19 protein-coding genes are annotated in these 21,693 nt (G+C 72.8%); 6 read left to right on the top strand and 13 right to left on the bottom strand.

From position 1 onward, the window contains the following. Positions 1–20: 20 nt before the first annotated feature. The 6 genes from AB0C22_RS08760 to AB0C22_RS08735 all read right to left on the bottom strand — a co-directional run bounded on the left by AB0C22_RS08760 (position 21) and on the right by AB0C22_RS08735 (position 5,027). Positions 21–887, bottom strand: a complete 867-nt coding sequence (locus AB0C22_RS08760; protein ID WP_357534318.1) for an SDR family oxidoreductase — start codon at positions 885–887, stop codon at positions 21–23. Then, entirely contained in the window at positions 884–1,141 is a 258-nt protein-coding gene (locus AB0C22_RS08755; protein ID WP_208566720.1) for a phosphopantetheine-binding protein, read from the bottom strand. The genes AB0C22_RS08760 and AB0C22_RS08755 overlap by 4 nt, the downstream gene beginning before the upstream one ends. 55 nt (positions 1,142–1,196) lie before the next feature. Beyond that, entirely contained in the window at positions 1,197–2,327 is a 1,131-nt protein-coding gene (locus AB0C22_RS08750; protein ID WP_219462819.1) for a 4Fe-4S cluster-binding domain-containing protein, read from the bottom strand. Between the two features lie 10 nt (positions 2,328–2,337). Next, the gene (locus tag AB0C22_RS08745; protein WP_208566722.1) at positions 2,338–3,060 is read right to left on the bottom strand and encodes a Phenylacetic acid catabolic protein; all 723 of its coding nucleotides are present in this window, start codon (positions 3,058–3,060) and stop codon (positions 2,338–2,340) included. Positions 3,061–3,223: 163 nt separating this feature from the next. Beyond that, positions 3,224–4,786: a class I adenylate-forming enzyme family protein gene (locus AB0C22_RS08740; protein WP_357534315.1), complete on the bottom strand. Its 1,563-nt coding sequence runs from the start codon at positions 4,784–4,786 to the stop codon at positions 3,224–3,226. Next, the gene (locus tag AB0C22_RS08735; protein WP_219462823.1) at positions 4,779–5,027 is read right to left on the bottom strand and encodes an acyl carrier protein; all 249 of its coding nucleotides are present in this window, start codon (positions 5,025–5,027) and stop codon (positions 4,779–4,781) included. Before AB0C22_RS08735 ends, AB0C22_RS08740 begins: the two co-directional genes overlap by 8 nt. A 205-nt stretch (positions 5,028–5,232) precedes the next feature. Between AB0C22_RS08735 and AB0C22_RS08730 the strand changes: the two genes are divergently transcribed. Further along, a complete protein-coding gene (locus AB0C22_RS08730) occupies positions 5,233–6,315 on the top strand; it encodes a helix-turn-helix domain-containing protein (protein ID WP_357534313.1) in 1,083 nt (360 codons plus the stop codon). Positions 6,316–6,540: 225 nt separating this feature from the next. On the opposite strand, the gene AB0C22_RS08725 is transcribed toward AB0C22_RS08730, so the two are convergent. The 3 genes from AB0C22_RS08725 to AB0C22_RS08715 all read right to left on the bottom strand — a co-directional run bounded on the left by AB0C22_RS08725 (position 6,541) and on the right by AB0C22_RS08715 (position 12,317). After that, a complete protein-coding gene (locus AB0C22_RS08725) occupies positions 6,541–10,809 on the bottom strand; it encodes a family 43 glycosylhydrolase (protein WP_357534311.1) in 4,269 nt (1,422 codons plus the stop codon). 190 nt (positions 10,810–10,999) lie between these two features. Further along, the gene (locus tag AB0C22_RS08720) at positions 11,000–11,290 is read right to left on the bottom strand and encodes a GNAT family N-acetyltransferase (protein WP_357534309.1); all 291 of its coding nucleotides are present in this window, start codon (positions 11,288–11,290) and stop codon (positions 11,000–11,002) included. 40 nt (positions 11,291–11,330) lie between these two features. After that, positions 11,331–12,317 (bottom strand): helix-turn-helix domain-containing protein, encoded by a 987-nt coding sequence (locus AB0C22_RS08715; RefSeq protein WP_357534307.1) that lies wholly within the window; start codon positions 12,315–12,317, stop codon positions 11,331–11,333. Positions 12,318–13,014: 697 nt separating this feature from the next. On the opposite strand from AB0C22_RS08715, the gene AB0C22_RS08710 reads away from it, so the two are divergent. The 5 genes from AB0C22_RS08710 to AB0C22_RS08690 are packed head-to-tail and all read left to right on the top strand — an operon-like array spanning position 13,015 to position 16,166. Then, positions 13,015–13,179, top strand: coding sequence for a lasso RiPP family leader peptide-containing protein (locus AB0C22_RS08710; RefSeq protein ID WP_219462838.1), 165 nt, complete (start codon positions 13,015–13,017; stop codon positions 13,177–13,179). 24 nt (positions 13,180–13,203) lie between these two features. Next, positions 13,204–13,818: an ATP-binding cassette domain-containing protein gene (locus AB0C22_RS08705; RefSeq protein ID WP_219462840.1), complete on the top strand. Its 615-nt coding sequence runs from the start codon at positions 13,204–13,206 to the stop codon at positions 13,816–13,818. Further along, on the top strand, positions 13,815–14,690 hold the full coding sequence (locus AB0C22_RS08700) for an ABC transporter permease (RefSeq protein WP_219462842.1): 876 nt from the start codon (positions 13,815–13,817) through the stop codon (positions 14,688–14,690). Before AB0C22_RS08705 ends, AB0C22_RS08700 begins: the two co-directional genes overlap by 4 nt. Before the next feature lie 7 nt (positions 14,691–14,697). Continuing rightward, the gene (locus AB0C22_RS08695; protein ID WP_357534304.1) at positions 14,698–15,891 is read left to right on the top strand and encodes an asparagine synthase-related protein; all 1,194 of its coding nucleotides are present in this window, start codon (positions 14,698–14,700) and stop codon (positions 15,889–15,891) included. Then, positions 15,888–16,166 (top strand): PqqD family protein, encoded by a 279-nt coding sequence (locus AB0C22_RS08690; RefSeq protein WP_357534302.1) that lies wholly within the window; start codon positions 15,888–15,890, stop codon positions 16,164–16,166. The genes AB0C22_RS08695 and AB0C22_RS08690 overlap by 4 nt, the downstream gene beginning before the upstream one ends. Before the next feature lie 77 nt (positions 16,167–16,243). On the opposite strand, the gene AB0C22_RS08685 is transcribed toward AB0C22_RS08690, so the two are convergent. From AB0C22_RS08685 to AB0C22_RS08670, 4 genes are read right to left on the bottom strand one after another with little or no spacing between them, the layout of a single operon-like run. Beyond that, the gene (locus AB0C22_RS08685; RefSeq protein ID WP_357534300.1) at positions 16,244–16,669 is read right to left on the bottom strand and encodes a lasso peptide biosynthesis protein; all 426 of its coding nucleotides are present in this window, start codon (positions 16,667–16,669) and stop codon (positions 16,244–16,246) included. After that, complete coding sequence (locus AB0C22_RS08680) at positions 16,662–17,609, bottom strand: nucleotidyltransferase family protein (RefSeq protein ID WP_357534298.1); 948 nt, start codon at positions 17,607–17,609, stop codon at positions 16,662–16,664. Before AB0C22_RS08680 ends, AB0C22_RS08685 begins: the two co-directional genes overlap by 8 nt. Then, positions 17,606–18,511 carry a hypothetical protein gene (locus AB0C22_RS08675; RefSeq protein WP_357534296.1) on the bottom strand — a complete coding sequence of 302 codons (906 nt, stop codon included), beginning with the start codon at positions 18,509–18,511 and terminating at the stop codon, positions 17,606–17,608. The genes AB0C22_RS08680 and AB0C22_RS08675 overlap by 4 nt, the downstream gene beginning before the upstream one ends. Positions 18,512–18,548: 37 nt before the next feature. Next, positions 18,549–21,260 carry a fibronectin type III domain-containing protein gene (locus AB0C22_RS08670; RefSeq protein WP_357534294.1) on the bottom strand — a complete coding sequence of 904 codons (2,712 nt, stop codon included), beginning with the start codon at positions 21,258–21,260 and terminating at the stop codon, positions 18,549–18,551. Positions 21,261–21,693: the final 433 nt, after the last annotated feature.

The following is a 21,693-nucleotide window of genomic DNA, read 5'->3' as shown; positions in this document are numbered from 1 at the left end:
GTCCCTCCCCGCAGTGTGTGTCAGCCGGCGGTGTCTGGTGGCGACGGTGCCGCCGGAGCCGGGGCTGGCCCCGGGGCCGCAGCCGGTCCGGGGGCCGGGACGCCGCCGAAGACGGCGTGCATGCCGCCGTCGGCGTGCACCACCTGCCCGGTGGTGTACCGGGACAGGTCCGACAGCAGGAACAGCACCGCCCCGACCACCCGGGCCGGGTCGGCGCGGTCCCAGCCCAGCGGCGCCCACCGCTCGTACTGGTCGGCCAGGGCGGAGAAGGTGCGCACCCCGCGCGCCGACACGGTCTCGACCGGCCCGGCGGCGACGAGGTTGACCCTGATCCCGGTCGGGCCGAGGTGCATCGCCAGGTAGCGGCAGACCGCCTCCAGCGCCGACTTGTAGACCCCCATCCACCCGTATCCGGGCAGCGCCCGGGTCGAGTCGACGGTCAGCCCGACCACCGCGCCGCCGCCGGGGGCCTGACTCAGCAGCGGCGACAGCGCGGTGGTGAGCTGCTGGAACGAGTACGCCGACGCGCGGAACCCGTCGAGCACCCCACCGGCTGCGGCGGTGACGAACCCGGCCCCCAACGCGTCGGGCGGGGCGGCGGCGATGCTGTGCAGCACCCCGTCGAGCTGCCCCCAGCGGCTGCCGATCGCCTCGGCCAGCTCGTCGACGCTCGCGTCGGACATCACGTCCAGTTCGAGCACCTCGGGGCGGGACGGCAGCAGCTCGGCCACCCGTCGGGTGATCCGGCCGACCCGCCCGTACGAGGTCAGGATGACCTCGCAGCCCTCCCGTTGCAGGGCCGCCGCCACGTGCCAGGCGATGGACTCGTTGTTGAGGACCCCGGTGACCAGGTAGGTGCGCTTGTCCAGGCTCAGCAACGAGCTCAACGCGACGCGCCCGCCACGATCCGCTCGACGAGTTGACCGACGGTGACGTCCGCGAGTTCGCTGCGCGGGATCTCCACCCCGTACTCCTTGACGACCATGGCCATCAGGTCGGCCACGTCGAGCGAGTCGATGTCGAGCGCGTCGAACTTGGCGTCGGCGCTGATCGCGTCCTCCTCGACGCCGAGGTCGATCAGTTCGGCGCGCAGGCGCTCCTCGACGGCGGGGGCGGTGATCTCGGTCGATGGGGAAGACATCCGGATGCTCCTTTTCTCGGTGCGGGTCGCCTAGGCTTTTCTCGGTGCGGGTCGCCTAGGCGGCGAGCGGGGCCTGGCGGGCGAGGTTGGTGTGGTGCCGTTGCGCCCAGTACCACTGCCGCCAGTAGCTCTCGGCCAGCTCCAGCCAGGTCTCCAGCCGGCCGGTGTCGTCGAGGAAGCGGTTCATGCTGACCAGCAGCCAGCTGTAGACGCCCTGGCTGTCCCGGCAGTCCGCGCAGTTGCCGGAGGTGCAGCAGAACTGGAGGGTCTGGTAGTCGGCGCCGTAGACGGCGAAGCCGTCCAGGACCGGGTTGCCGTTGCGGATCCGCTCGGCGTGGTCCGGGTGGTCCACGCTGATGCTGGGGCAGACGTCGTAGCCGAACTGGCCGTCCCAGTGGGTGCGACCGGTGATCAGCGCCTCGATGAAGTACGGGTGGCAGACCACCGTCTCGGGGTACGCCTGCTTGACCCGGAGCGCCTCGGCGAGGGTGCGCTGCTCGTTCTCGATGCGCAGGGCGTGGTCGCTGCCGTGGGCGGAGTAGAAGTTGAAGGTGACCTGGTTGCCGTTGTCCTGGATGGCCCGGACGGTCGGCTCGACGTACTGCAGACCCTCCTCCGACAGCGCGTACACGAAGATCACCCGGGGGTCGTTGCGGTAGTGCCCGAGGGCGGTCTCGAACAGCCCGGAGAACGACGAGCCGTTGACCCGGTAGCCGCGCAGCGCGTCGTCGAGCGGGCCGCCACCGAACAGGCTGATGGCGACCGCGACCTGCTCGAAGCCGACCATGGGCAGCGGCCGGATGCCGTTGGTGGAGATGGTCACGTACGGCAGCCGCTCGACGAACGGCACCACCCGGGGCAGGACCAGGGTCGGCTCGCCGCCGATCAGGGTCGCCTGGGTGACGCCCTTGGCCACGAGCGAGTCCACGAACCGGGAGATCAGCTCCGGGTCGGAGGTCTCGGGGACGGCCGCGTCGAAGCCGCCCTCGAAGTACCAGCACCCCTTGCACCGGATGTTGCAGGTGGTGGTGAGGTGCACCTCGGTCGCGCTGACCCGGCGGCCCATGTCCCGCACGACCTGCAACCGCGCGGCCAGGTCGGGGCGGTCGGCCAGCAGGGACGCCAGACGGGTCTTGGCCTCCCGCCGGGACAGCGGACGGGGATTGATCGCGATGGGAGTGGGCATGACCGTCCTCTCAGGTGCCTGCGGACGGGACGACGAGCCCCAGTGCGTGGATCCGGGGAACGACGGTGTCCTCCCACTGCTGCAACGCCTCGCCGTTGGTGGTGCGGCGCAGGCCGTACCGGACCGCCCGCTTGGAGCGCTCGGATTCGGGCGTGCCGAACAGGTCGCGGAACACCGGCCAGAGCCGGTCCAGCGCGGCCTGCAACTGCTCGCGCCCCTCGTCGGTGGTGGCGAGGTTGCGGCAGACCCGGGCACCGTGCGCGATGTGGATCTTCTCGTCCAGGATGATCGTCCGGACCGCGTCCGCCCACGGTTTGTAGCTGCCCTGGGCGAACTCCTTGATCATGATCAGGGCGCTCTCCTCGCCGATGTAGGAGTAGATGCCCCGCTCGGCCCAGGTGGTGCACTGGTGCAGCCGCTTGTCGGCGAAGAGCCGACGCTCCTCGATGGTCTGGCTCTCCATGTGGGAGGTGTCGATGCCGATCTCGGCCAGCACCCGCTTGCCGATCTTGTAGTGGTCGTACTCCTCGGCGGCCCGCTCGGCGCAGACCTGACGCTCCTCGGCGTTGGGCGCCAGCGGCAGGAACATCATCGTGTAGTCGTCGCCACCGGAGAGCTCACCCTCCGTATTGATCATGATTTGACTGATCAGTGCCTTCTGGTAGGCCCGAGGCATCCGCTTCAGCTCTTCGGGGGTACGGACCACCACTTCTTCGTCGTCAAGGATCTCCACCGACATAACGCAGACCGCCTCCTGTCGCCATTCACACCCGCAAATTACGGAAAAGGGGACACCGGCGCTGCCGCGCCGCCACGACGGACCCGGGACGACTCCCGGTGACCCGATCCCCTGCGAAAATCCCCCCGTTCCTCCTCGCCCGCCACCGACGGTGACGTCAGGTCAGGTTCTCGATCGCCAGCCTGCGCACGTCCGACCGTTGGATCTTGCCGAGCGGAGTACGCGGAAAACTGTCGACCCCGATCTCCTTGAGCGGCACGAACCGGCGCGGCACCTTGAAGGCGCTGAGCTGTTTCAGCAACAGCCCACGCCATTCGTCGTCCCGGGCCTCCGCGCCGGGCAGCAGGGTGTACACCAGCACCAGCTCCACCCCCGTCACCGGGTGCGGCAGCGCGGCGACCACCGCATCTTCGATCCCGTCGAGCTGCGGCACGACGTTCTCGATCTCGGCGGGATAGACGTTCTCCCCGCTGACGATGACCATGCTGTCCATCCGGTCGACGATGGTCAGCTCACCGCGTTCGTCGAGGTGGCCGAGATCGCCGCTGCGGACCCAGCCGTCGACCAGCCGCCCGGCGGTGAGTTCCGGCGCCTGCTCGTACCGGGTGAAGATGCTCGGCCCGCGCATCAGCACCTCGCCGCTCTCCCCCGGCGGGACGTCCCGGCCGGCCTCGTCGACGACCCGCACCTGGGCGAACGGCACCGGCAGCCCGGCCGTACGGCGGTCGGCCGGCCGGCGGTCCCGGGGCTCCACCACCGTCAGGGAGGTCATCTCGGTCATGCCGTAGACCTGGAACACCGGGATGTCGAAGGTGGCCTCGAACCGGTGGATCAGCTCGGGGCTGAGCGCCGAGCCACCGGCGAGGACCCCCTTGAGCCGGCTGGCGGCCGGTCGTTGCGGTCGTTCGACCAGGTGCGCGAGGTAGGCGTTGACCACCAGGGTCCAGGTGGGCCGGAACCGGTCCACGTAGGTCCAGAACCGGGCCAGCGCCACCTCCGAGCGGACGCAGACCGAGCGCCCCCCGGACCACAACGGCGTCAGCGTGGGCAGGCCCTGCCCGCCGACGTGCAGCATGGGGATGACGTTGAGGAAGACATCGTCGCGGCCCGCGTCGGCCCACTTCACCATGGCCAGCGAGTTGGCCAGCAGGGCGCGGTGCGACAGCACCACCCCCTTGGCCGCGCCGGTCGAACCGGAGGTGTAGACGATCTCGGCGTCCCCCGCCGCGCCGCCCGGAGGTGCGGGCAGGTCCCCCGGGCGCGCGACGCCCCGGTCGAGGACCTCGGTGAGGAACACCTCCGCGTCGTCGACAGGCAGCCAGCGCCGGCCGGGCGACGCCTTCGCGGCGGTCGCTGACGGACCGAGCACCAGCCTGACGTCGGCGTGGGCGAGCAGGGTGTCCAGCTCGGCCGGGCCGGACTTCGGGTTCAGCGGCACCAGCATCCGCCCGGCGGCGATGATCCCGAGGAAGAGCAGCGCGGCCAGCGAGGAGTTGTGCAGGACCACGGCCACCCGGCCGCCCGGTGGCACCCGGTGCTCGTCGAGCAGCGCCGCACAGCCCCGGGTGAAGGTCAGCACGTCGGTGAAGCTGACCACCCGCCCGCCGGGCTCCGCCGGGAGCAGGTACGGGTCGTCGCCGTAGGCCGCGGCGGCCTGGGAGACGAGGTCCAGCAGGTTCGCCGTGACGGTGAGATCCGGCTCGACCAGCGGACTAGGCATGCGACTCGTCGCGGACGGCGGACTCCTCGACGACGGCGCAGAGCCGGTTGACCGTGGGTGTGTCGAAGATGACGTCGACCACGTCCACCCCGTACGCCGCCTCGACCCGGGTCACGATCTCCACCGCGCCCACCGAGTCCATGCCGAGCTCGACGAGATCGTCGTCGGGGCCGACGGTGACTCGGTTGAGCACGTCGGCGCAGATCGAGGTCATGTTCTCGTGCAGATCGGTCGCGGTCACTGAAGCGGTCCCCCCATGTCAGATCACCACACGGGCCACGGCAACGTTGCGGCAGCGGTCCCTTCCCCCAACTCTCGGGACTCGTCGGGACCATACTCAGTCGCGTCGTGAACCGTCCAGGGCAACCGTCGGGGCAATCGTCGGCACCCGCCCCCTACATCGTCATGCGTCATTAGTCCGTGCCATATCCGGATAGGATCCGGGCATGGGGAAGGGGCGACCGAAGGCCAGGCTGGTGCTCACCGACGAGGAACGGGAACAACTGGCGAGGGGGGCCCGCGCGGCCCACTCGACGCAGGCGTTCGCCATTCGCTGCCGCATCGTTTTGGCATGCGCCGACGGGGCCACGAATATCGAGGTCGCGACCCGGTTGAACGTTTCACCCGCGACGGTCGGGAAATGGCGTTCCCGGTTCGCCGCCGCCCGGCTGTCGGGGCTCGCCGACGACCTGCGTACCGGCCGGCCCACCTCGGTGCGTCCCGAGCAGGTGGACCGGGTGGTGGCGGCCACCCTCGGCGGCACGCCCGCGCCGGCCCGGCGGTGGTCCCGGGCGTCGATGGCCGCCCACACCGGGCTGTCGGCGTCCACGGTCGGCCGGATCTGGCGACAGTTCGACCTGCGCCCGCACCTGCAGGACGGCCCGACCCTGGCGGCCGACCCGGGGTTCGTCGCCTCGGTGGTGGCCCTGGTCGGGCTCTACCGTCATCCGCCGGAGCAGGTTCTGGTGCTCTGCGCCACGCCCCGGGACGACCGCTCCCCGACCAGCGGCAGCCCGCCCCCGACCGGGTCCGATCCGTACCGGCCGGGGTCGCCCGCACCCGTCGGGGAGGACGGCCCGCAGCGGCGGCGACGCGCGGCCGCGTACCGGCGGTTCCTGGTGGCGGTGGACCGGGCGGTGCCCGCCGGGCTGCTGGTGCACGTGATCGCCGACGACCCGGCGTCACACGGGGCTGCGGCGGTCCGGGGTTGGCTGGCCCGGCACCCCCGCTTCCACCTGCACCTGACCCCGACCGGCGGGGCCTGGGCCGACCAGGTCCGACGCTGGTCGGCCCTGCTCGCCGCCCGACACCCGGACGACGCCGGCCCGGTCCGCCCCGACACGGTCGGGCCGGCCCCGGACGGGGCGGTCGGGACCACCGGCGTCGGGGAGGGGCCGACCCGCTGGATCAGCACCGCGGACGGGGTACGGCAGGCGCTCGCCCGACATCGTCAACGGACTTCGGACGCATCGACGTCCGCCGACCGACGGCATGCGCCGGGCCCGCCCGCTGCGGCTACCGGCATGTGAGATGTCGGAGTCGCATCGTGCTCCGGCTCGGACCAGGCGTCGGCCGGACCCGGCACCGCGTCGTACGCCCGAACCGGTCGGGGCCGACCCCGCACCCACGCTCCCGGGGCCGCGACACCCCTCGGGGACCGGCCTGCCCCGGGCAGCGGCCCGCGCCGCCCGACCGTGCTCCGGTCGGGCGGCGCGGGGCGGCTGACGCGTCGGGGCGACGCGGGAGGGCGGCGGTTACCTGACTGCGGGGACCCGCAGGACACCCACCTCACCGACGTTGCCGGCCACGTCGACCGCGCGGTAACGGACCCCGTGCGCCAGGTCGTCCAGCGGCACTGGCCCGGTCCAGGTGGTCCACTCCCCACCGTCGAGGCGGTACTCCACCCGGGCCACCCCGGAGTCGCCGTCGCGACCGGTGACGACCAGCGTGCGGCCCACCAGCGTCGCCTCGGCGGTCGGTGCCACCCGGTCCACCTGCACCGACACCGACCAGGGCTCGCTCCAGAACAGGTTGACCCCCTGCGCCCGGTACTGCACCGTGTGCCGGCCCGCCGGCAGGGCCACCGGCTCCCGGTACGGGAACCAGCCTCCCCCGTCGATCTGGTACTCCACCAACCGGATCAGCTCGCCGTGGGCCAGGGTGAGGGCGGCGTTCGCGCCGTACCAGCCGTCGGCGCCCGGGTCGGTGATCCGCAGCCGGGGCTGCCCGCCCCGGTAGCGCAGCGGCTCGACGCCGCTGAGCGTGGGCACCACCGGCCTGATGGTGCCGTCGTCGGCGAAGTACAACCGGTCGATGGTGGTCTCCCGGTGGGTGCCGTCGCCGCCCGGGATGGCGAACCGGTGGTACGCCACGTACCAGTCGTCGGTGCCGGGCACCTGGATGATCGAGTGGTGACCGGTGCCCAGGATGCCCTGGCCCGGGTCCTTGGTGAGGATCTCCCCCTTGCTGGTGAACGGCCCGAGCGGGCTGCTGCCCATGCCGTAACCGACCCGGTAGTTCTCGCTGCCGGTGTCGTCGATCGACCAGGACAGGTAGTAGACGCCGTTGCGCTTGTGCAGGAACAGGCCCTCGCGGAAGCCGGTGAGCCCGGTCAGCCGGACCCGCCTGCCGACGTCGTAGGAGACCATGTCGTCGTTCAGCGGCACCACGTACGGGGTGCCGTTGCCCCAGTACAGGTAGCTCTTCCCGTCGTCGTCGGTGAACACCGCCGGGTCGATCTGCTGGGCGTTGCCGTAGTCGGCCTTGCTCACCAGGGGCCGGCCGAGCGGGTCCACGAACGGCCCGAGGGGCGAGTCGGCCACCGCGACGCCGATGTTCTGCTGCGCCGAGAAGTACAGGTAGTACTTCCCGTTCTTCTCGATCGCGGCCGGCGCCCAGGCGTTGGTGTCCGCCCAGCTGATGTCCGGCCCGAGGTCGAGGATGGTGTCGTGGGCGGTCCAGTCGACCAGGTTGCGGCTGGACCACACGGTGAACGTCGAGCTGCCCCAGCCGGGGAAGCCGTCGGTGGTGGCGTAGATGTAGTAGGTGTCGCCGAACCGGACGATGTTCGGGTCGGCGTTGAAGCCGGGCAGCACCGGGGTGTTCATCGGCACCGCCCGCACCGTCCACACCCGGCTGGCCCCGGCTGCGCTGGTGACGGTGACCCCCACCGGCCGGGTGTAGTTGCGCGGCCCGGCGGGCTTGACCGTGGAGGTCGGCGCGACCAGGTAGCGCGGGGCGAGTCTGGTCAGGTCGGTGCCCGGCCGGACCGGCAGGGTGATGGTGCCGGTGGCGGCGTCCACCACGGCCGGGACTTTCAGGCTGTCGAGTTCGACGGAGACCACGCTGGTGCCGTTGCTGCCGAGCGCGGCGACCTCGGCGTCGGTGAGCGCCCGGTTGTAGAGCGAGAAGTCGCGGATCCGGCCCTTGAGGTAGCGGTCGCTGGCGTACTGGGAGCGGCCCAGGTAGTTCGCGGTGGTCCGACCGCCGCCGATGTCACCGGGGGCGACGGTCAGCCCGGTCTTCTCGGCCACCCGCACCCCGTCCAGGTAGATCCGCGCGGTGCCGGCCCGGTTCAGGGTGTACGTCAGCGTCTTCCACGCTCCACGGGGGACCGCCCGGCCACCGGTGACGGTCTGTTCGCCGGTCCAGTTGCCGAGGCTGATCGAGGTGCGGTAGTCGTTGCCGGTGGTGAACAGGTAGCCGTTGCCGACGCCTGCGGAGTCGGTGTTGCCGAGCCCCCAGAGAAAGTACGGGGTGGCCTGGTCGGCGGCGATGTTCACGTCCATCGACACGGTGATCTCGTCGAGGCCGGCCATGATGTTGTCGGGCAGGTCGACGTGGCCGTTGGTGCCGCCGAGGGTGAGGCTGCCTGCGTCCCAGCGGGCGTCCCCGGCCAGGGTGGCGTGGTGGCCGTTGCCGGAGTCGTCGGTGACCGTGCCGCCGCCTGTCTGGTCGAGCCGGTAGTGGGCCACCACCCCGTCGGCGTTGGCGTCCACCGGTGGTGGCGCGTCGTTGAGCGCGTCGAGTTCGGCACGGGTGACCGGGATGACGGTGCCGTGGCGGGGGCTGGCCGGCAGCCGGTAGGAGGCCGGCACCTTCCAGTTCGGCTTGGCCAGGTCGTCGGTGCCCAGCGGGATGTAGCCCCGGCCGCCGTACTCGTCGACGAAGAGGTAGTAGCGCGAGCCGGAGGTGTCGCCGGGGTTGGCCTTGAAGACGGTGGGTCCCTCCACGGCGGAGGTGCCGGCGTCACGGCCGATGCACGAGTCGAGCATCGTCCACGACGGTCGGCCGGGCAGGTCGACGGCGGTCAGCGAGGTCGACCTCTCCTGGATGATGTCGGAGCAGCCGGTGCCGCCGCCGCCCTCGTCCTTGGTGAACCGGTAGTAGGTGTCGCCCTCGCGGATCATCGTGGAGTCGATCCGCGACTCGCCCCGGTCCTGCCAGATCGTCGCCGGGCTGAACGTGACGAAGTCGCGGGTGGTGGCGGCCAGCATCCGGTTGTACGTGTTGCCCGTGTGGTTCGGGTCGTTCTCGGCGAACAGCTTCGAGGCCCAGAAGACCAGGTACTCGCCGCGCTCGGCGTCCCAGTACGCCTCGGGCGCCCAGGTGTTGCCGGCGGTCGGCGGGGAGACCTCGACGTGCCGCTGCGCCGACCAGTTGACCAGGTCGGTGGACTCCCACACCTCCAGGTAACGGCTGCCCCGGCGCTGGGCGGCGTCCCAGTCGCCGTTGCGGCCGATCGACAGGTCGGTGGCGATCAGGAAGAACCGGTCCCCCTCCGGGCTGCGGATCAGGAACGGGTCGCGCAGGCCCCGGGTGCCGTACGTCGACTCCAGTTTCGGCTGGCCGCCGTTGACCTCGGTCCACTGCAGGGCGTTGTTGCCCCGGCTGGCGGCGAAGTAGATCTTCTCCCCGGCGATCGAGTTGCCGGTGAAGTAGCTGAACGCGTAGCCGGCGTACGGCGCGGGGGCCGGCAGCTCCCGAACGGTCAGCGGGATGGTCCGTTCGGCGGTGGCGCTGCCGACGGTGACGGTGGCGGTCACCGGGACCGTGACGTCGCCCGCGCCGTGCGCCGGGCGACGGACCACGCCGTCGGGGGTGACCACCTCGGGCCGGGCCGAGCGCCAGGCGACCGTCGCGCCGTGCCGGCCGGTGCCGGGCAGGGTCAGGTTGCCGCGGACGTCGTCGGCGTGCACCAGGGACAGCGCGGCGGCGGCCGACTCGGCCCGGGTCTGGTCGGACTCCTCGGGTCGTACGATCGCGGCGACCTCGGCGGGGGTGAGCGCCCGGTCGTAGATCCGGAAGTTCGCCACCCGTCCCTTGAGGAACCGGTCGGTGGCGTAGGTGGACCGGCCGAGGTGGTTGCTGGTGGTGACGCCGTTGCCGACGGCGCTGGGCGGCACGGTGACGGCGGTGTTGCGGGCCACCTGCACACCGTCGGCGTAGAGGGTGCCGGTGGTGCCGGTCTGGGTGTAGGTGACCGACTTCCAGACCCCCCGGGTCAGGTTGCCGCCGGCGCCGGTGACCTGCTCACCGGCCCAGTTGGTGGTGGTGATGCCGGCGCGGAACGCGTCGCCGCTGGCGAACAGGTAGCCGGTGCCGGCGGCGGAGGTGGCCGGGTTGCCCAGGCCCCAGAGGAAGTACGGGGTCTGCTGTGTCGGGTCGACGAGGACGTCGACCGCGACGGTGAGCGACGACCGGCCGGCCATGATGTCGTTCGGCAGCTTGACGTGGTCGTCGACGCCGTCGAGCAGCAGCCCGTCCGGGCCGGTCCAGGTGCCGCCGCCGACCAGGGTGCCGTCGTTGCCGTGGCCGGAGGTGTCGGTGATGGTGGTGCCGGTGCGCTGGTCGAGGTCGTAGCGCAACAGCAGCCCGTCGGTGACGTCGGCGGCAGCCGCGTCGGCCGGGGTCGCCACGGCGGGGGTCAGCGCGGCGACCAGGGTGAGCAGCGTCGCGGCGGCGAGGGTACGGGTGCGGCGGGGGATGGTGGCGTGGTGGTCCCGGGGAACTGCTGAGCGCATGGGGGATTCCTCGGCGTCATGTGAGCGTTAACAGGCTGGAATTGTCAACGCAACAATCAGACGCCGTCAAGGAGGTGAGGCCCACCGATGCGCAGCGCTCCCGCCCGCTCACCGCACGACGAACCAGCCACCCACCCGACACGACCCGGGCGACGACCCACCCGGGGCGGCGCGGGGCTGCCCTGCCGACCTACCTGATCTTCCGGGTGGACCGGACCACGATGTCCGCGTACTCCGGGTGCCGGCCCAGCCAGTCACCGAGGAACGGGCAGATCGGCACCACCGTCCGGCCCCGGGAGCGGGCGTCGTCCATGACCGCGCGGGCCAGCGTCGAGCCGGCCCCCCGACCCTCGAAGGCCGGCTCGACCTCGGTGTGCGTGTAGGCGATGATGGTGCCGGTCAACTGGTAGGTGACCATCCCGGCCAGCGTTCCGGTCTCGTCGCGCGCCTCGAACCGCTCCCGGTCCGGCGCGTCTGTCACGGTGAACTCCACCGGACCATCCAAACACGCGACGGCCGGGTCAGGATCGCAGCGTGCGGCTCGGCGGCTGGCCGTAGGCGGCCCGGTAGTCGGTGGCGAAGCGCTTCGCGTCCGTGAACCCCCAGCGGGCGGCGATCGCGGCCACCGTGTCGCCCGCCGCCGGGCCCCCCCGGAGCAGGTCCTCGTGGGCGCGGCCCAGCCGAACCCGGCGGGCGTACCGGGCGGGGGTGGTGTCCTGGTAACGGCGGAACGCGTACTGCAACCCTCGGGCGGAGACGCCGGAGGCCTCGGCCAGCTCCGCCAGCGACACGTACCGGTCGCTGTGCGCCTCCACGTGGTCCATCGCCCGGCGTACCACCGAGGGCGCGATGTCACCCGGGCCGCGCGGCTGGGGTACGACGGCGGCGCTCGGGAAGACCGCCAGCGCCGCCGCCGCCAGCATGTGCCGGACCTGCTCGATGACCAGCGGGTTGGTGGCCAGGGCGAGGTCGGCCAGCACCACCTGCCGCACGTACGCCAGCGTCCCCAACCAGTGCCGCTCCAGCCCGACCGAGACCGGACGGGTTCCCACGAAACGCACCCGCCCACCGCCACCTCCGGACCAGGTGTGGGCGACCTCGTCGACCAGCGACGTCGGCAGCCCGACGGCGAACGACTCAACGGCCTCGCCCTCCAACTCCAGCGCCTGCTCGGCCGGCAGGAGGGCCACCTGGCCGGGTGTGACTCGGTGGACGTCCCGGCGGTCGCTGACCGACAACCGTCCGTCGCGCACGTGCAAGATGTTGACCAGTCCGTGCGCGACGGCCTCCACCCGGAGGCATGCCGAGCACCGCAGTCCGTACAGCGTCACATCGCCGAGCATCGCTCTCATGCCCCGCAGTTGCGCCCCCTCGGCCCCGAACTCGGACACCGCGACGGTGACGTCGGCGAACGTGGCCCGCAGGAACGCGCGCACCTCGTCGGCGTCGGTCATGGTGTACCGCTGCCAGGGCAATGGCTGCACCCCGGCCTCGGGATCGGCTTCCACGGCTGGTCGCGCCGTCGATCGCCGGGAAAGGGGCGGCCGGTAGCCAGCCATCCGGTGCCCTCCCGTGGCCACGCCGCCTGGCAACGCACCGGGCAGCAGAAATCCAATAATGCCGCACTATAGGCGACATCACCGATCTGCTACCTGCCCTACCCCGGATCGGACACTCTAATCACGCTACATATTCGCGATTCGCGCACCAAGGTGGTGAAAGACGAAGGTAGAACAGATCCAAGCAGCGCGAAAGCAAATTTCTCGCTCGCGAGAAAAGGTTGCGGCACACGAAGAAGTCAGGTCGAAATCACCCCGGCACACACCAGCCATCGCCCCCCCGCCCGCCGGATACCGCTCTGGCCAGCGCAGATGACCCCCTCGACAGAGCACCGTGGACAGTAACCACAGCCGGGAACCGCTCCGACGCAGGCCGCCGCCGGCAGTCACCAGACGGTCGACGCGCGTCGGCCGACTTGCGCGGGATCCCCGGATAGGCAGCCACGACGCGCACAAGGCGCAATTCGCGGAACGAGACCGCCGAGCAGCGTGACCACCACGGTCTCCAAGCGTTAATTCCGACAACGGCAACGCCGCAGGAGTCCGATACCGGAAACACTCCATAGCAGCTACTATCGCCCCAAACGCCTTTCATGACCCGCAATGGGGTTTTCTGGGCGTCCATCTACCGAAGCAGGGAACTGACATGGATTCACTCCGCGACCTCGACGGCACTCCCACCGCACCCGACGCCTCGGGCTACCGGCCCCCGACCGTCACCCGGCTCGGCACCCTCGCCGAACTCACCCAGGGCGGCACCGTCGGGCCCGACGACGGGCTGGGCGGCAACGGCGACGCCTCGCTGCTCTGAACCAACGGTGAGGGCCGGACGCCGATGCTGCGTCTCGTGCGGGCCACCCGACGGTTCGGTCACCGCAGTGTCTTCACCGACCTCGACTTCGAGGCGGCGGCCGGCGAACGGGTGCTCCTGGCGGGGCCCAACGGATCCGGCAAGACCACCCTGCTGCGGTGCCTGTCCGGCACGCTGGCCCTGAGTGCCGGGCAGGCCACCGTGGCCGGCCATCCGGTCGGCTCGCCGGGTGCCCGGCGCGCGACCGGCGTGTGCCTGGCGCCGGAACAGGGCCTCTACGAGCAGCTCACGGCACACCAGAACATCACGCTCGTCGCCCGGCTCCGGCTCCCCCGGCGGGCCGTCCGCGCCGCCGTCGACGCAATCGAGGAGGAGTTGGGCATCGCCCGCTACGCCAGCATGCCGGCCGCCCGCTGCTCGGCCGGCATGCGCGCCCGGATCAGCATCGCCCGGTCGCTCGTCGCCGCACCCGCGCTCCTGCTGCTCGACGAGCCGGGGCGCTCCCTCGACGAGGAGGGCCGGCGGTTGCTCTGGCAGACCATCGACCGGCGGACGGAGCTGACCTGTGTGGTCGCCTCCCACCACGCCGACGACGGCAACCGTTGCCAGCAGCGGCTCACCCTGGCGGCGGTCGGATGACGCCACGGGCCGGCACGCGTCTGCACCCCCGGCCGGCTCCGCCCGCCCCCGGCCCGGCTCCCCGGCCCGGGTCGGCGGCGGGCGGTCGGGCCGTGCTCGCCCTGGCCCGGCGGGACCTGGGCGAGCGACAGCTGATCCGGCTGCCACTGCTGCTGGACCTCGTGTTCGGGGTGGTGAACCTGCTGGTCTTCCTGTTCATCTCCCGGGTGTTGACGCCACCGGGGGCGCACCGCCTGCTGGGCGCGACGACCTACTTCGACTTCGTCGCGGTCGGCATCACCTTCATGCTCGTCCTCCAGGCCGCGAGCACCCAGCTGACCTCGCGGGTGGCCCGGGAGCAACGCAGCGGCACGCTGGAGCTGCTGGCCGCGCAGCCGGTGCCGGCGTCCGCCCTCGCGGTGGGCACGGCCGCGTACCCTTTCCTGCTGGCGTTGCTGCGCGCCGGGTTCTACCTGGTCCTGCTGCACGCGCTGTTCGGCCTGCACACCGCGCGGGCCGACTGGTGGGGCGTCGCCGCGGTCCTGGTGGCCGGCAGCGCGGCGATGATGGGTATCGGCATCGGGTTGACCGCGTTCGCCGTTGCCGTCGGGTACGGCGAGAGCGCCGCCCGCCTGATGATCGTCGGATTGTCCTTCCTGTCCGGGACGTACTTCCCGGTGGCCGCGCTTCCCGGTGGCCTACCCACCCTGACCGCCGTGCTGCCCAGCCGGATCGCGCTGGACGGCCTGCGCGCCGCGTTGTCCGGCGACGCCTGGGCCGGCTCCGCACTCACCCTGTTGGCCGCCACCGTGTTGCTGTTACCCCTGTCGACCTGGTTCTTCGGGCGCGCGCTACGGATCGCCACCGCCCGGGGAACCCTGACCCGTGATTGAGGTGCCCATGCTCCGTCCGACTCCGCTCGACATCGCGTCCGGCACCGTGCTGGGCGTGGGGCCGCCGACCCTGCGGGTCGTCCCCCCGGTCGCCCCGGACCCGCTCGCCGCGCTGGGCCAGGCGGTGCTGCCCGCGCTGCGCCGACCGCCGTGCGTGGTGAGCTTCTCCGGCGGGTTGGACTCGTCGCTGGTGCTCGCCGTGGCCGTCCGGATGGCCCGGTGGGAGGGCCTGCCCGACCCGGTCCCGATCACCTGGCGGTTCACCGGCGCACCCCGGGCCGACGAGTCGCCCTGGCAGGACCGGGTCGTCGCGGCGCTTGGCCTCGGGTCCGCATGGGAGATCCTGCGGGCCGACCACGACCTGGACCTGGTCGGCCCGGTAGCCGGCCGTTTCCTGCACCGGTACGGGGTACGGCATCCGGTGAACCTGCACCTGCACCTGCCGCTGCTGGAGCTGGCCACTGGCGGAAGCGTGCTCACCGGCCTCGGCGGGGACCAGGTGTTGTCGGGATGGCGTCGTCCGCCACCCCGGTCGACCCGGGCCCGCCTGGGCCGGGTCCGGGTCCTCGCCCGTGAGCTGTCGCGCCGGCACCGGCCGAAGCGGCTGTTCCCGTGGCTGCCGGCCGAGACAGCCCGGCAGGTCGGCCGCGCGCTGCGGGCGGAGCAGCGGGCCGAGCCGCGCCGGCTCGGCCCCCGCGTCGCGTGGCACACCCGCCGCCGTGACCTGGTGATCACCCGGTCAGCCTTCACCGCCGTCGCCGAGGACCACGACGTCACCCCGGTCCATCCGCTGCTCGACGACGGCTTCCTGGACGCGCTGACCGCACTGGCCGGGCGGCGGCACCGCACCTCCCGGGACGGTCTGCTCGCCGAGATCGTCGGCGACGCCCTGCCGCCCGAGGTCATCGCGCCCCGCCGCAAGGCCCACTTCCGCGACGTCTTTCTGCGTACCCCGACCCGGGATTTCGTCCGCTCCTGGGACGGCACCGGCGCGGACCCGGAGCTGGTCGACGTGGCCGCCCTGCGCGACACCTGGTCCCGCTGGCCGATCCCCGGCGGCACCGCCGCCCTGGTCCAGCAGCTCTGGCTGGCGACCACACCATCCCCGGCCCCTCGGTTCCCGACGCGGGCCACGCCGATCCGAGCGCTGCCACCGGCCGGAGGGCGACGCGCCGGAGCCGACGCGGAGGTGAGCGGATGAGCCGGCCGGAGACCGTACACCGGGTGGACCCGACCCGGGTGGCCTGGCGGCAGGCCGGCGACGAGGTGGTCGTGCTGGACACCGAGCGCTCGGTCTACTTCGGACTGGACCGCTGCGGGGCGTTGCTGTGGCAGCGCCTGGTCGGCGGCGCGACCCAGCGGGAACTGGTGACCGTGCTGGTCGCCGACATCGCCGTGGATCGGGACCGGGCGAGCGCCGATGTCGCGGCCTTCCTCGACGACCTGCGCCGACACGGCCTGCTACCGGGGCGGTGACCCGCTGTCGGCCCGCCAGCCCGACCGGCCCGGATGCCCCGACGTCAGGGCCGACCGCCAGGCCCGGGTGGCCGGCGTCAGGGCCGTTCGCCCAGCCAGGCCGGCGGGGTGGGCCGGCGGAGGATCTCCACCATGGCCTCCCGCTCGGCGTCGGTGTCGCCGTCGAGCCAGGCGTGGGCGTGGAAACCGGTGCTCGGGGCGGTCACCCCGATCACGACCGTCCGGGCGACCAGCTGAGCGCCGTACCAGCGTTGCCGCACCAGGGAGCGTTCCAGGCAGTTGGCCCCGGTGCGGCGCAGCACGCCGAGCACCACCGCGCGGTGGGCGGCCGCGCCGGGCGGCGGGGCCGGCAGCCGCAGGTCGGTCATGCCGTGCCGGGCGAGCTGCCGACGCGCCTGATGCACCGCCCGGCCCGTCCAGAGGGCCGTCCGGGCCGCCGGCAGGCCACCCCGGCGCAGCGCCCGCGCCATGGCACGCAGGGTCGACCGGTGCCGGTCAGCCATGGCGGGAGCGCCGCGCCAGCCGGGTGGCGGTCCGCAGCTCCCGCACCGCCGTCGGCAGGCTGACGATGTGCCGGGCGAAACGCAGCAGGTAGGCGGCCGACAGGCCCACCGGACCGCGCCGGGCCAGCCGGCTGTCGTGCCGCATCGCGGTGGGTGGTGGCAGGAGGTACGGCACCAGGTGCCGCCACCGGTCCCGTCCGGTGGGCAGCTCGGCGAGCCGGGCCAGCACGTACGCGGGGCCGGAGACCCGACGCACGGCGGCCCACTGCGTCCGGCTCGTCTGCCGGGGCAGGCCGAGGCGGTCCGCCAGTGCCGCGCCGTCCGGTGCCAGGCGCAGCCCGAAGCCGAACGCCGGCACCGCGCCGGTCTGTGTGGCGAGCACGGTGGCCGCCCGCCACACCTCGACCGGGAAGACCACCAACGCACGCCGCAGATCGGCGTACGGCCGGTCGGAGCGACCGGGCATCGCGGCGTGCACGGCGACCAGCAGGGCGGTGGCGGCCACGTCGGGTACGGCGACCGTGCCGCCGGCCAACGGCAGCCGCTGCGCCGACGCCGACAGCAGGGTCCAGAACGCCTGCGGGTCGGCCACCCCGTGAAAGCCCCGGTGCAGGTCGACGACGAGCGGTGCCGGGCCGGGCGCGTACCAGGGGCGCTCATACCAGAGCAGCCGGGGATCGGGGCGGCCCGGCGGCAACGCGCTGCGGAAGCCCGACCCGGCGAGAAGCGCTTCGGCGCGGTCGAAGTCGTCCGGCGCGACCAGCAGGTCGACGTCGGAATAGACCCGGCGTCCCTCGGTGCCGAGACGGCGGGCCAGCCCGGCCCCCTTGAGTAGGATGGCCGGTATCCCCCGGTCGGCCAGCCGGGCGCAGGTCGCCACGGCGGTCGCGTCGAGAGCGAGGTGCCGGACGGCCGCGCCGGTGGCCTGCGATGCGGTCATCGGGACGCCGCCACGGCCCGCGCGGCGGTCAGGGTCCGCTCGACCAGCCGCAGGGTCGGCCCGAACGCGGCCCAGTCACGCGGCCGGGTGAGGTCCCACGCCGGCAGGGCGGCGAGGCCCAGCAGGGCGGCCGGGTCGGTGGGCAACCGGTGCCAGGACCGGCAGCCGGCGAGCCGGGCCAGCAGCTCGGCCGGGGGCACCGGGGTCGTCGTCGGCGTCCGGCCCCAGCCGAGGAAGAGCCAGCCACCCAGCGGGGTCCGGTCGGCGATCGGCGGCAGGGCCACCCGCAGCCGCTCACCGGCCCGGACCGCCCGGGTGGACAGCGCCGGCCCCGGCACGGGTTCCCGCAGGTCGATGCAGCGCGGGCCGGCGTAGACCTCGGTCCGGTCGACCACCAGGATGTCGTCGGCGACCACCGGGACGTCCCGGGCGGCCAGGGCGGCGAGCAGGCTGCTCTTGCCGGCGGTACGCGGCCCGACCACCGCCCAGGCCCGCCCGGCGTGGACGAACGCGCCACTGTGGAACGTCTCCCGGCCGGCCCACCGGTTGAAGACCGTCGCCACCGGGGCGAGGTAGGGGTGGGCGAGCACGTCGGGGGCGAGCGGCGGGCCGTGGAAGGTGGCGGTGCCCCGCCGCCGGTCCACCGCGAGGGTCCGCCCGTCGACGAGGACCCGTACCCCACCGTCGAGGTCGATGGGGACCGGCGGCGGCGGCACGGCGGTGGTCTGCCCGACGCGTACCGCCGGACGGTCCGGGTGGGCGTCGGACGGGGGAAGCTCCTCGACCTCGTCCAACCCGTGCACGCACAGCCCGTAGACGGACCGCCCGGTCGTCCCCATCGCTCCCCCGTTCATGTCCTGGTCAACGACCGTCGTCGGCGCAGCGGTGCGGGTGGCGGTCATGGTGACCCGCCACCCGCACCCCTGATGCGGCCGTGCCTCAGCGCACGGTGCCGGTGATCAGGCTCAACTTCCTGGACTCGGCCAACCGGCGGGCGTCGAGCGCCCGCTGCCTGGCCGAGGTGGCCGACTTGGCCTTCTTGGCCGCCTTGCCGGTGCCCGCGATGGTCGGGGTGTCACCGGTGCCGAGCGCGTCGATGTCATAGGCGATCCAGAACGTGCCCGGCGTGTCGACGGCGAAGGTGAGGGCGATGTGCACCTGCCCGCCCGGCCGCAGCCCGCCCAGGTCGAACGGGACGGTCAGGGTGGTGGCCAGCCCGCCGCCGGGCGGGTTGGTGGCCGGCGCGTCCATCGACAGGTTCCGCACCAGCAGGGTCTGACCGGTGCTGATGGTGATCGAGCTGGTCGGGTTGACCGGGTTGACCAGCCGCATGTTGGAGTGGATGGCCGGGGACGACCCGCCGGGCAGCGGGGCCCCGTTCTCCTGGCTCAGGGCAGTGATCCGGACCCGGGCCTGGGTGATCGGCGCGCTGGACCGGTTGGTGATGGTGCGCCGGATGATCAACGTTCCCGGGCTGCCCTCGACCCGGACCCGGTTGGGCGCGACGCCCTGGGCGACGCCCGGGTCGAGCAGCGTCGACTGCACCGCGGTGTTCTGCTGGTAGGTGCCCAGGCTGTTCTGCGGCGACGGGGTGCCCAACGCCGACGGCACCCCGTTGATCGGGCCGAGCACGGTCGCCACCAGCCGGAAGTCCGCCGCGTTGTCGCTGGTGTCCTGTGGCTTGCCGCCGACGCTCAGCCGGACCCACGCATGGTTGACGAACGGTGGGCTGCCGAAGGCCGGCAGCGGGGTGCCCTCGACGAAGCCCGGCGTGGAGCCGGCCGCGTCGGTGACGGTGTGTGCCGTGTCCGGCGCGACCAGCCGCAGGCCGCCCTGGCCGAGACCCGACACGACCAGGTCGGGTTGGATGTTGGGCAGCGAGTAGGTCGGGCCCACCACCAGGAAGCCGCGGCGCGGTGGGAGCGGTCGGGCGCTGCCCGGAACGACCACGACCACCCCGCCGGGGGCCTCGATCCGGAACCCGGCGATCGGCAGGTCGAGCGCGGTGGTGTTGGTGACCGTGACGTACTGGTCGGCGAGGCCGGTCAGACCCGACTGGGCGAACTGGTTGATCTCCAGTTGCTCCCGCAGGGCGGAGACCTCGACCGTGACCGAGTTCGACACCACCTCGGCGTTCGGATCGACCCCGTCGTACTGCACCCGGAACTCGTTGAGGCCGAAGGCCGGCATCTGCAGATCGAACGACGCGCGGTTGAGCGCCACCGGGAACGTCCCGAGCCGGGTCTCGATCCCGTTGGGCAGTGCGTCGATCAACGTCACCGCCCCGTCGGCCTGACCGGGCCCGATGACCACCTCGAAGTGCACCGGGGTGCCGAAGGTGGTGGCGTTGGTGGAGGCGGTCAGGGTGACCACGCTCTTGGGCTGCACCACCAGCCGGATCGGCTTGGTGGCGGTGAAGCCGTTGGCGTCGGTGACCCGGATGGTGGCCGGGTAGGTCCCGGCGAGGGTCGGCCGGCCGGAGATCAGGCCGGTGGCCGGGTCGAGGGTCAGCCCGGGGGGCATCGACCCGTCGGCCAGCCCCCAGACGAACGGCGCGGTGCCGCCGACGACGGTGAGCAGGTCGGCATAGATCGCATCGACCTCGGCCAACGGCGGCGGCGGGAAGACCAGGGTGGGTGCCTGGTTGACGGTCAGCACGATCAGCCGGGTGCCGGAGCGGGCCGCCGCGTCGACCACCCGGATCACCACCGGGTACTGACCGGCGGTGGTCGGCACCCCGGAGATGCCGTTGGTGACCGGGTTGAGGATCAGCCCGGGGGGCAGCGCGCCGGAGGCCACCGACCAGGTGAACGGCGGCACGCCGTGGGTGACGTTCAGGGTGGCGACGTAGGCGATCCCGACGGTGGCGTCGGTGGGGGCGTCGAACAGCAGCGTCGGCGACACGTTCGCGGTCACCGTCGCCGACGGCGCGGACTCCGGGCCGGTCCCGGCGGCGGTCCGGGCCGCCACGGTGAAGGTGTACGTGGTGGTCGGGAGCAGGCCGGTCACCGTGTTGGTGGTGGCCGGGCCGAACGACTGCGCGGCCTGGCGTACCCCGCCGACGTACGGGTGGACCTCGTAACCGGTGATCGGCGAGCCGCCGTCCGGGCCGGGGGTCCAGCTCAGCACCGCCGAGGCGGTGTCCGCGGTGACCGCGATGACGGTCGGGGCACCCGGCAGGGCGAGCAGCTTCGCCGCCTTCGAGCGCGCGCTGGCCGGGCCGGTCCCGGCGACGTTCTTCGCCGCCACGGTGAAGGTGTAGCTGCCCTTCGCCGTCAGCCCGGAGACCTTCCGGCTGGTCGTTGAGGCGTCGAAGGAGACCGAGCGGGTCTTCTTTCCGTCCCGGTAGACGGTCACCGCGTACCCGGTGATGGCGGTGTCCGGCGAGGCCGGCGCCTTCCAGGTGACCGTGGCCGTGGTGCGGAAACGGGTGGCGGTGGGTGCGGCCGGGGCCGCCGGGGGTTTCGGCCGGGCCGCCAGGGTGGCGGCCGGCGCGGCAGGAAGCGGGCGGTGGAGTGTGGACGCCGGGGGCGGGACGGACCGACCGGGGTCACGCGCCGAGGCGGAGGTGGGTGCGGTGAGCAGGCCGACGAGCAGCAGCAGGGCGGCGACGAAGGCCGCCCGTGGGTGGAGACGGTGCACCAGGGACATGAAGTGTTCTCCCTCTTCGGGGGGGGCGGTGGGCCACCCACGGAGGAAGGGACGAGACAGCGGTTCGGCTCTGGACCGCGTGCCCGATGCCCCCGTACCGCGACGGTGACCGGCGGAAATCGACCCGCTCCCCGCCGTCGGCGGGTAGTGGAATCTCGCTCCGTTCCTACCAGTTTTCGCAGCTCAGAGGGGTTCTGCCAGGGCACGGTTCGGGCCCTGCACAGTGGTCGCGCGGGCAGCGTCGCCTACCTGACACTTCGCTGCTGCGCGTACCGGAACTGCGGTTTCCGCCGCCGGAACCGGTGCCCGACCCGGCCGGCCAGGGCGTCGAGGCGGTCCGCCCGATCCGCGACGAGATCCGGGCCCGGGTGGAGCAGCTCCTCGCCGACCTGCGACCGGCCGGCTGAGCCCGACCACTGTGGGTTAGAGTCCG

Origin of the sequence: Micromonospora sp. NPDC048894, assembly GCF_040649765.1 — a bacterium.
GTDB classification, from domain to species: Bacteria; Actinomycetota; Actinomycetes; order Mycobacteriales; family Micromonosporaceae; genus Micromonospora; species Micromonospora antibiotica.
This window is presented reverse-complemented; position numbering and strand designations above follow the sequence as displayed.

Excerpts from the sequence above, each read along its gene's own strand:
- AB0C22_RS08755 (WP_208566720.1), bottom strand. The coding sequence starts at position 1,141 with ATGTCTTCCCCATCGACCGAGATCACCGCCCCCGCCGTCGAGGAGCGC.
- AB0C22_RS08750 (WP_219462819.1), bottom strand. The coding sequence starts at position 2,327 with ATGCCCACTCCCATCGCGATCAATCCCCGTCCGCTGTCCCGGCGGGAG.
- AB0C22_RS08740 (WP_357534315.1), bottom strand. The coding sequence starts at position 4,786 with ATGCCTAGTCCGCTGGTCGAGCCGGATCTCACCGTCACGGCGAACCTG.
- AB0C22_RS08730 (WP_357534313.1), top strand. The coding sequence starts at position 5,233 with ATGGGGAAGGGGCGACCGAAGGCCAGGCTGGTGCTCACCGACGAGGAA.
- AB0C22_RS08725 (WP_357534311.1), bottom strand. The coding sequence starts at position 10,809 with ATGCGCTCAGCAGTTCCCCGGGACCACCACGCCACCATCCCCCGCCGC.
- AB0C22_RS08710 (WP_219462838.1), top strand. The coding sequence starts at position 13,015 with ATGGATTCACTCCGCGACCTCGACGGCACTCCCACCGCACCCGACGCC.
- AB0C22_RS08705 (WP_219462840.1), top strand. The coding sequence starts at position 13,204 with ATGCTGCGTCTCGTGCGGGCCACCCGACGGTTCGGTCACCGCAGTGTC.
- AB0C22_RS08700 (WP_219462842.1), top strand. The coding sequence starts at position 13,815 with ATGACGCCACGGGCCGGCACGCGTCTGCACCCCCGGCCGGCTCCGCCC.
- AB0C22_RS08695 (WP_357534304.1), top strand. The coding sequence starts at position 14,698 with ATGCTCCGTCCGACTCCGCTCGACATCGCGTCCGGCACCGTGCTGGGC.
- AB0C22_RS08690 (WP_357534302.1), top strand. The coding sequence starts at position 15,888 with ATGAGCCGGCCGGAGACCGTACACCGGGTGGACCCGACCCGGGTGGCC.
- AB0C22_RS08685 (WP_357534300.1), bottom strand. The coding sequence starts at position 16,669 with ATGGCTGACCGGCACCGGTCGACCCTGCGTGCCATGGCGCGGGCGCTG.
- AB0C22_RS08680 (WP_357534298.1), bottom strand. The coding sequence starts at position 17,609 with ATGACCGCATCGCAGGCCACCGGCGCGGCCGTCCGGCACCTCGCTCTC.
- AB0C22_RS08675 (WP_357534296.1), bottom strand. The coding sequence starts at position 18,511 with ATGACCGCCACCCGCACCGCTGCGCCGACGACGGTCGTTGACCAGGAC.
- AB0C22_RS08670 (WP_357534294.1), bottom strand. The coding sequence starts at position 21,260 with ATGTCCCTGGTGCACCGTCTCCACCCACGGGCGGCCTTCGTCGCCGCC.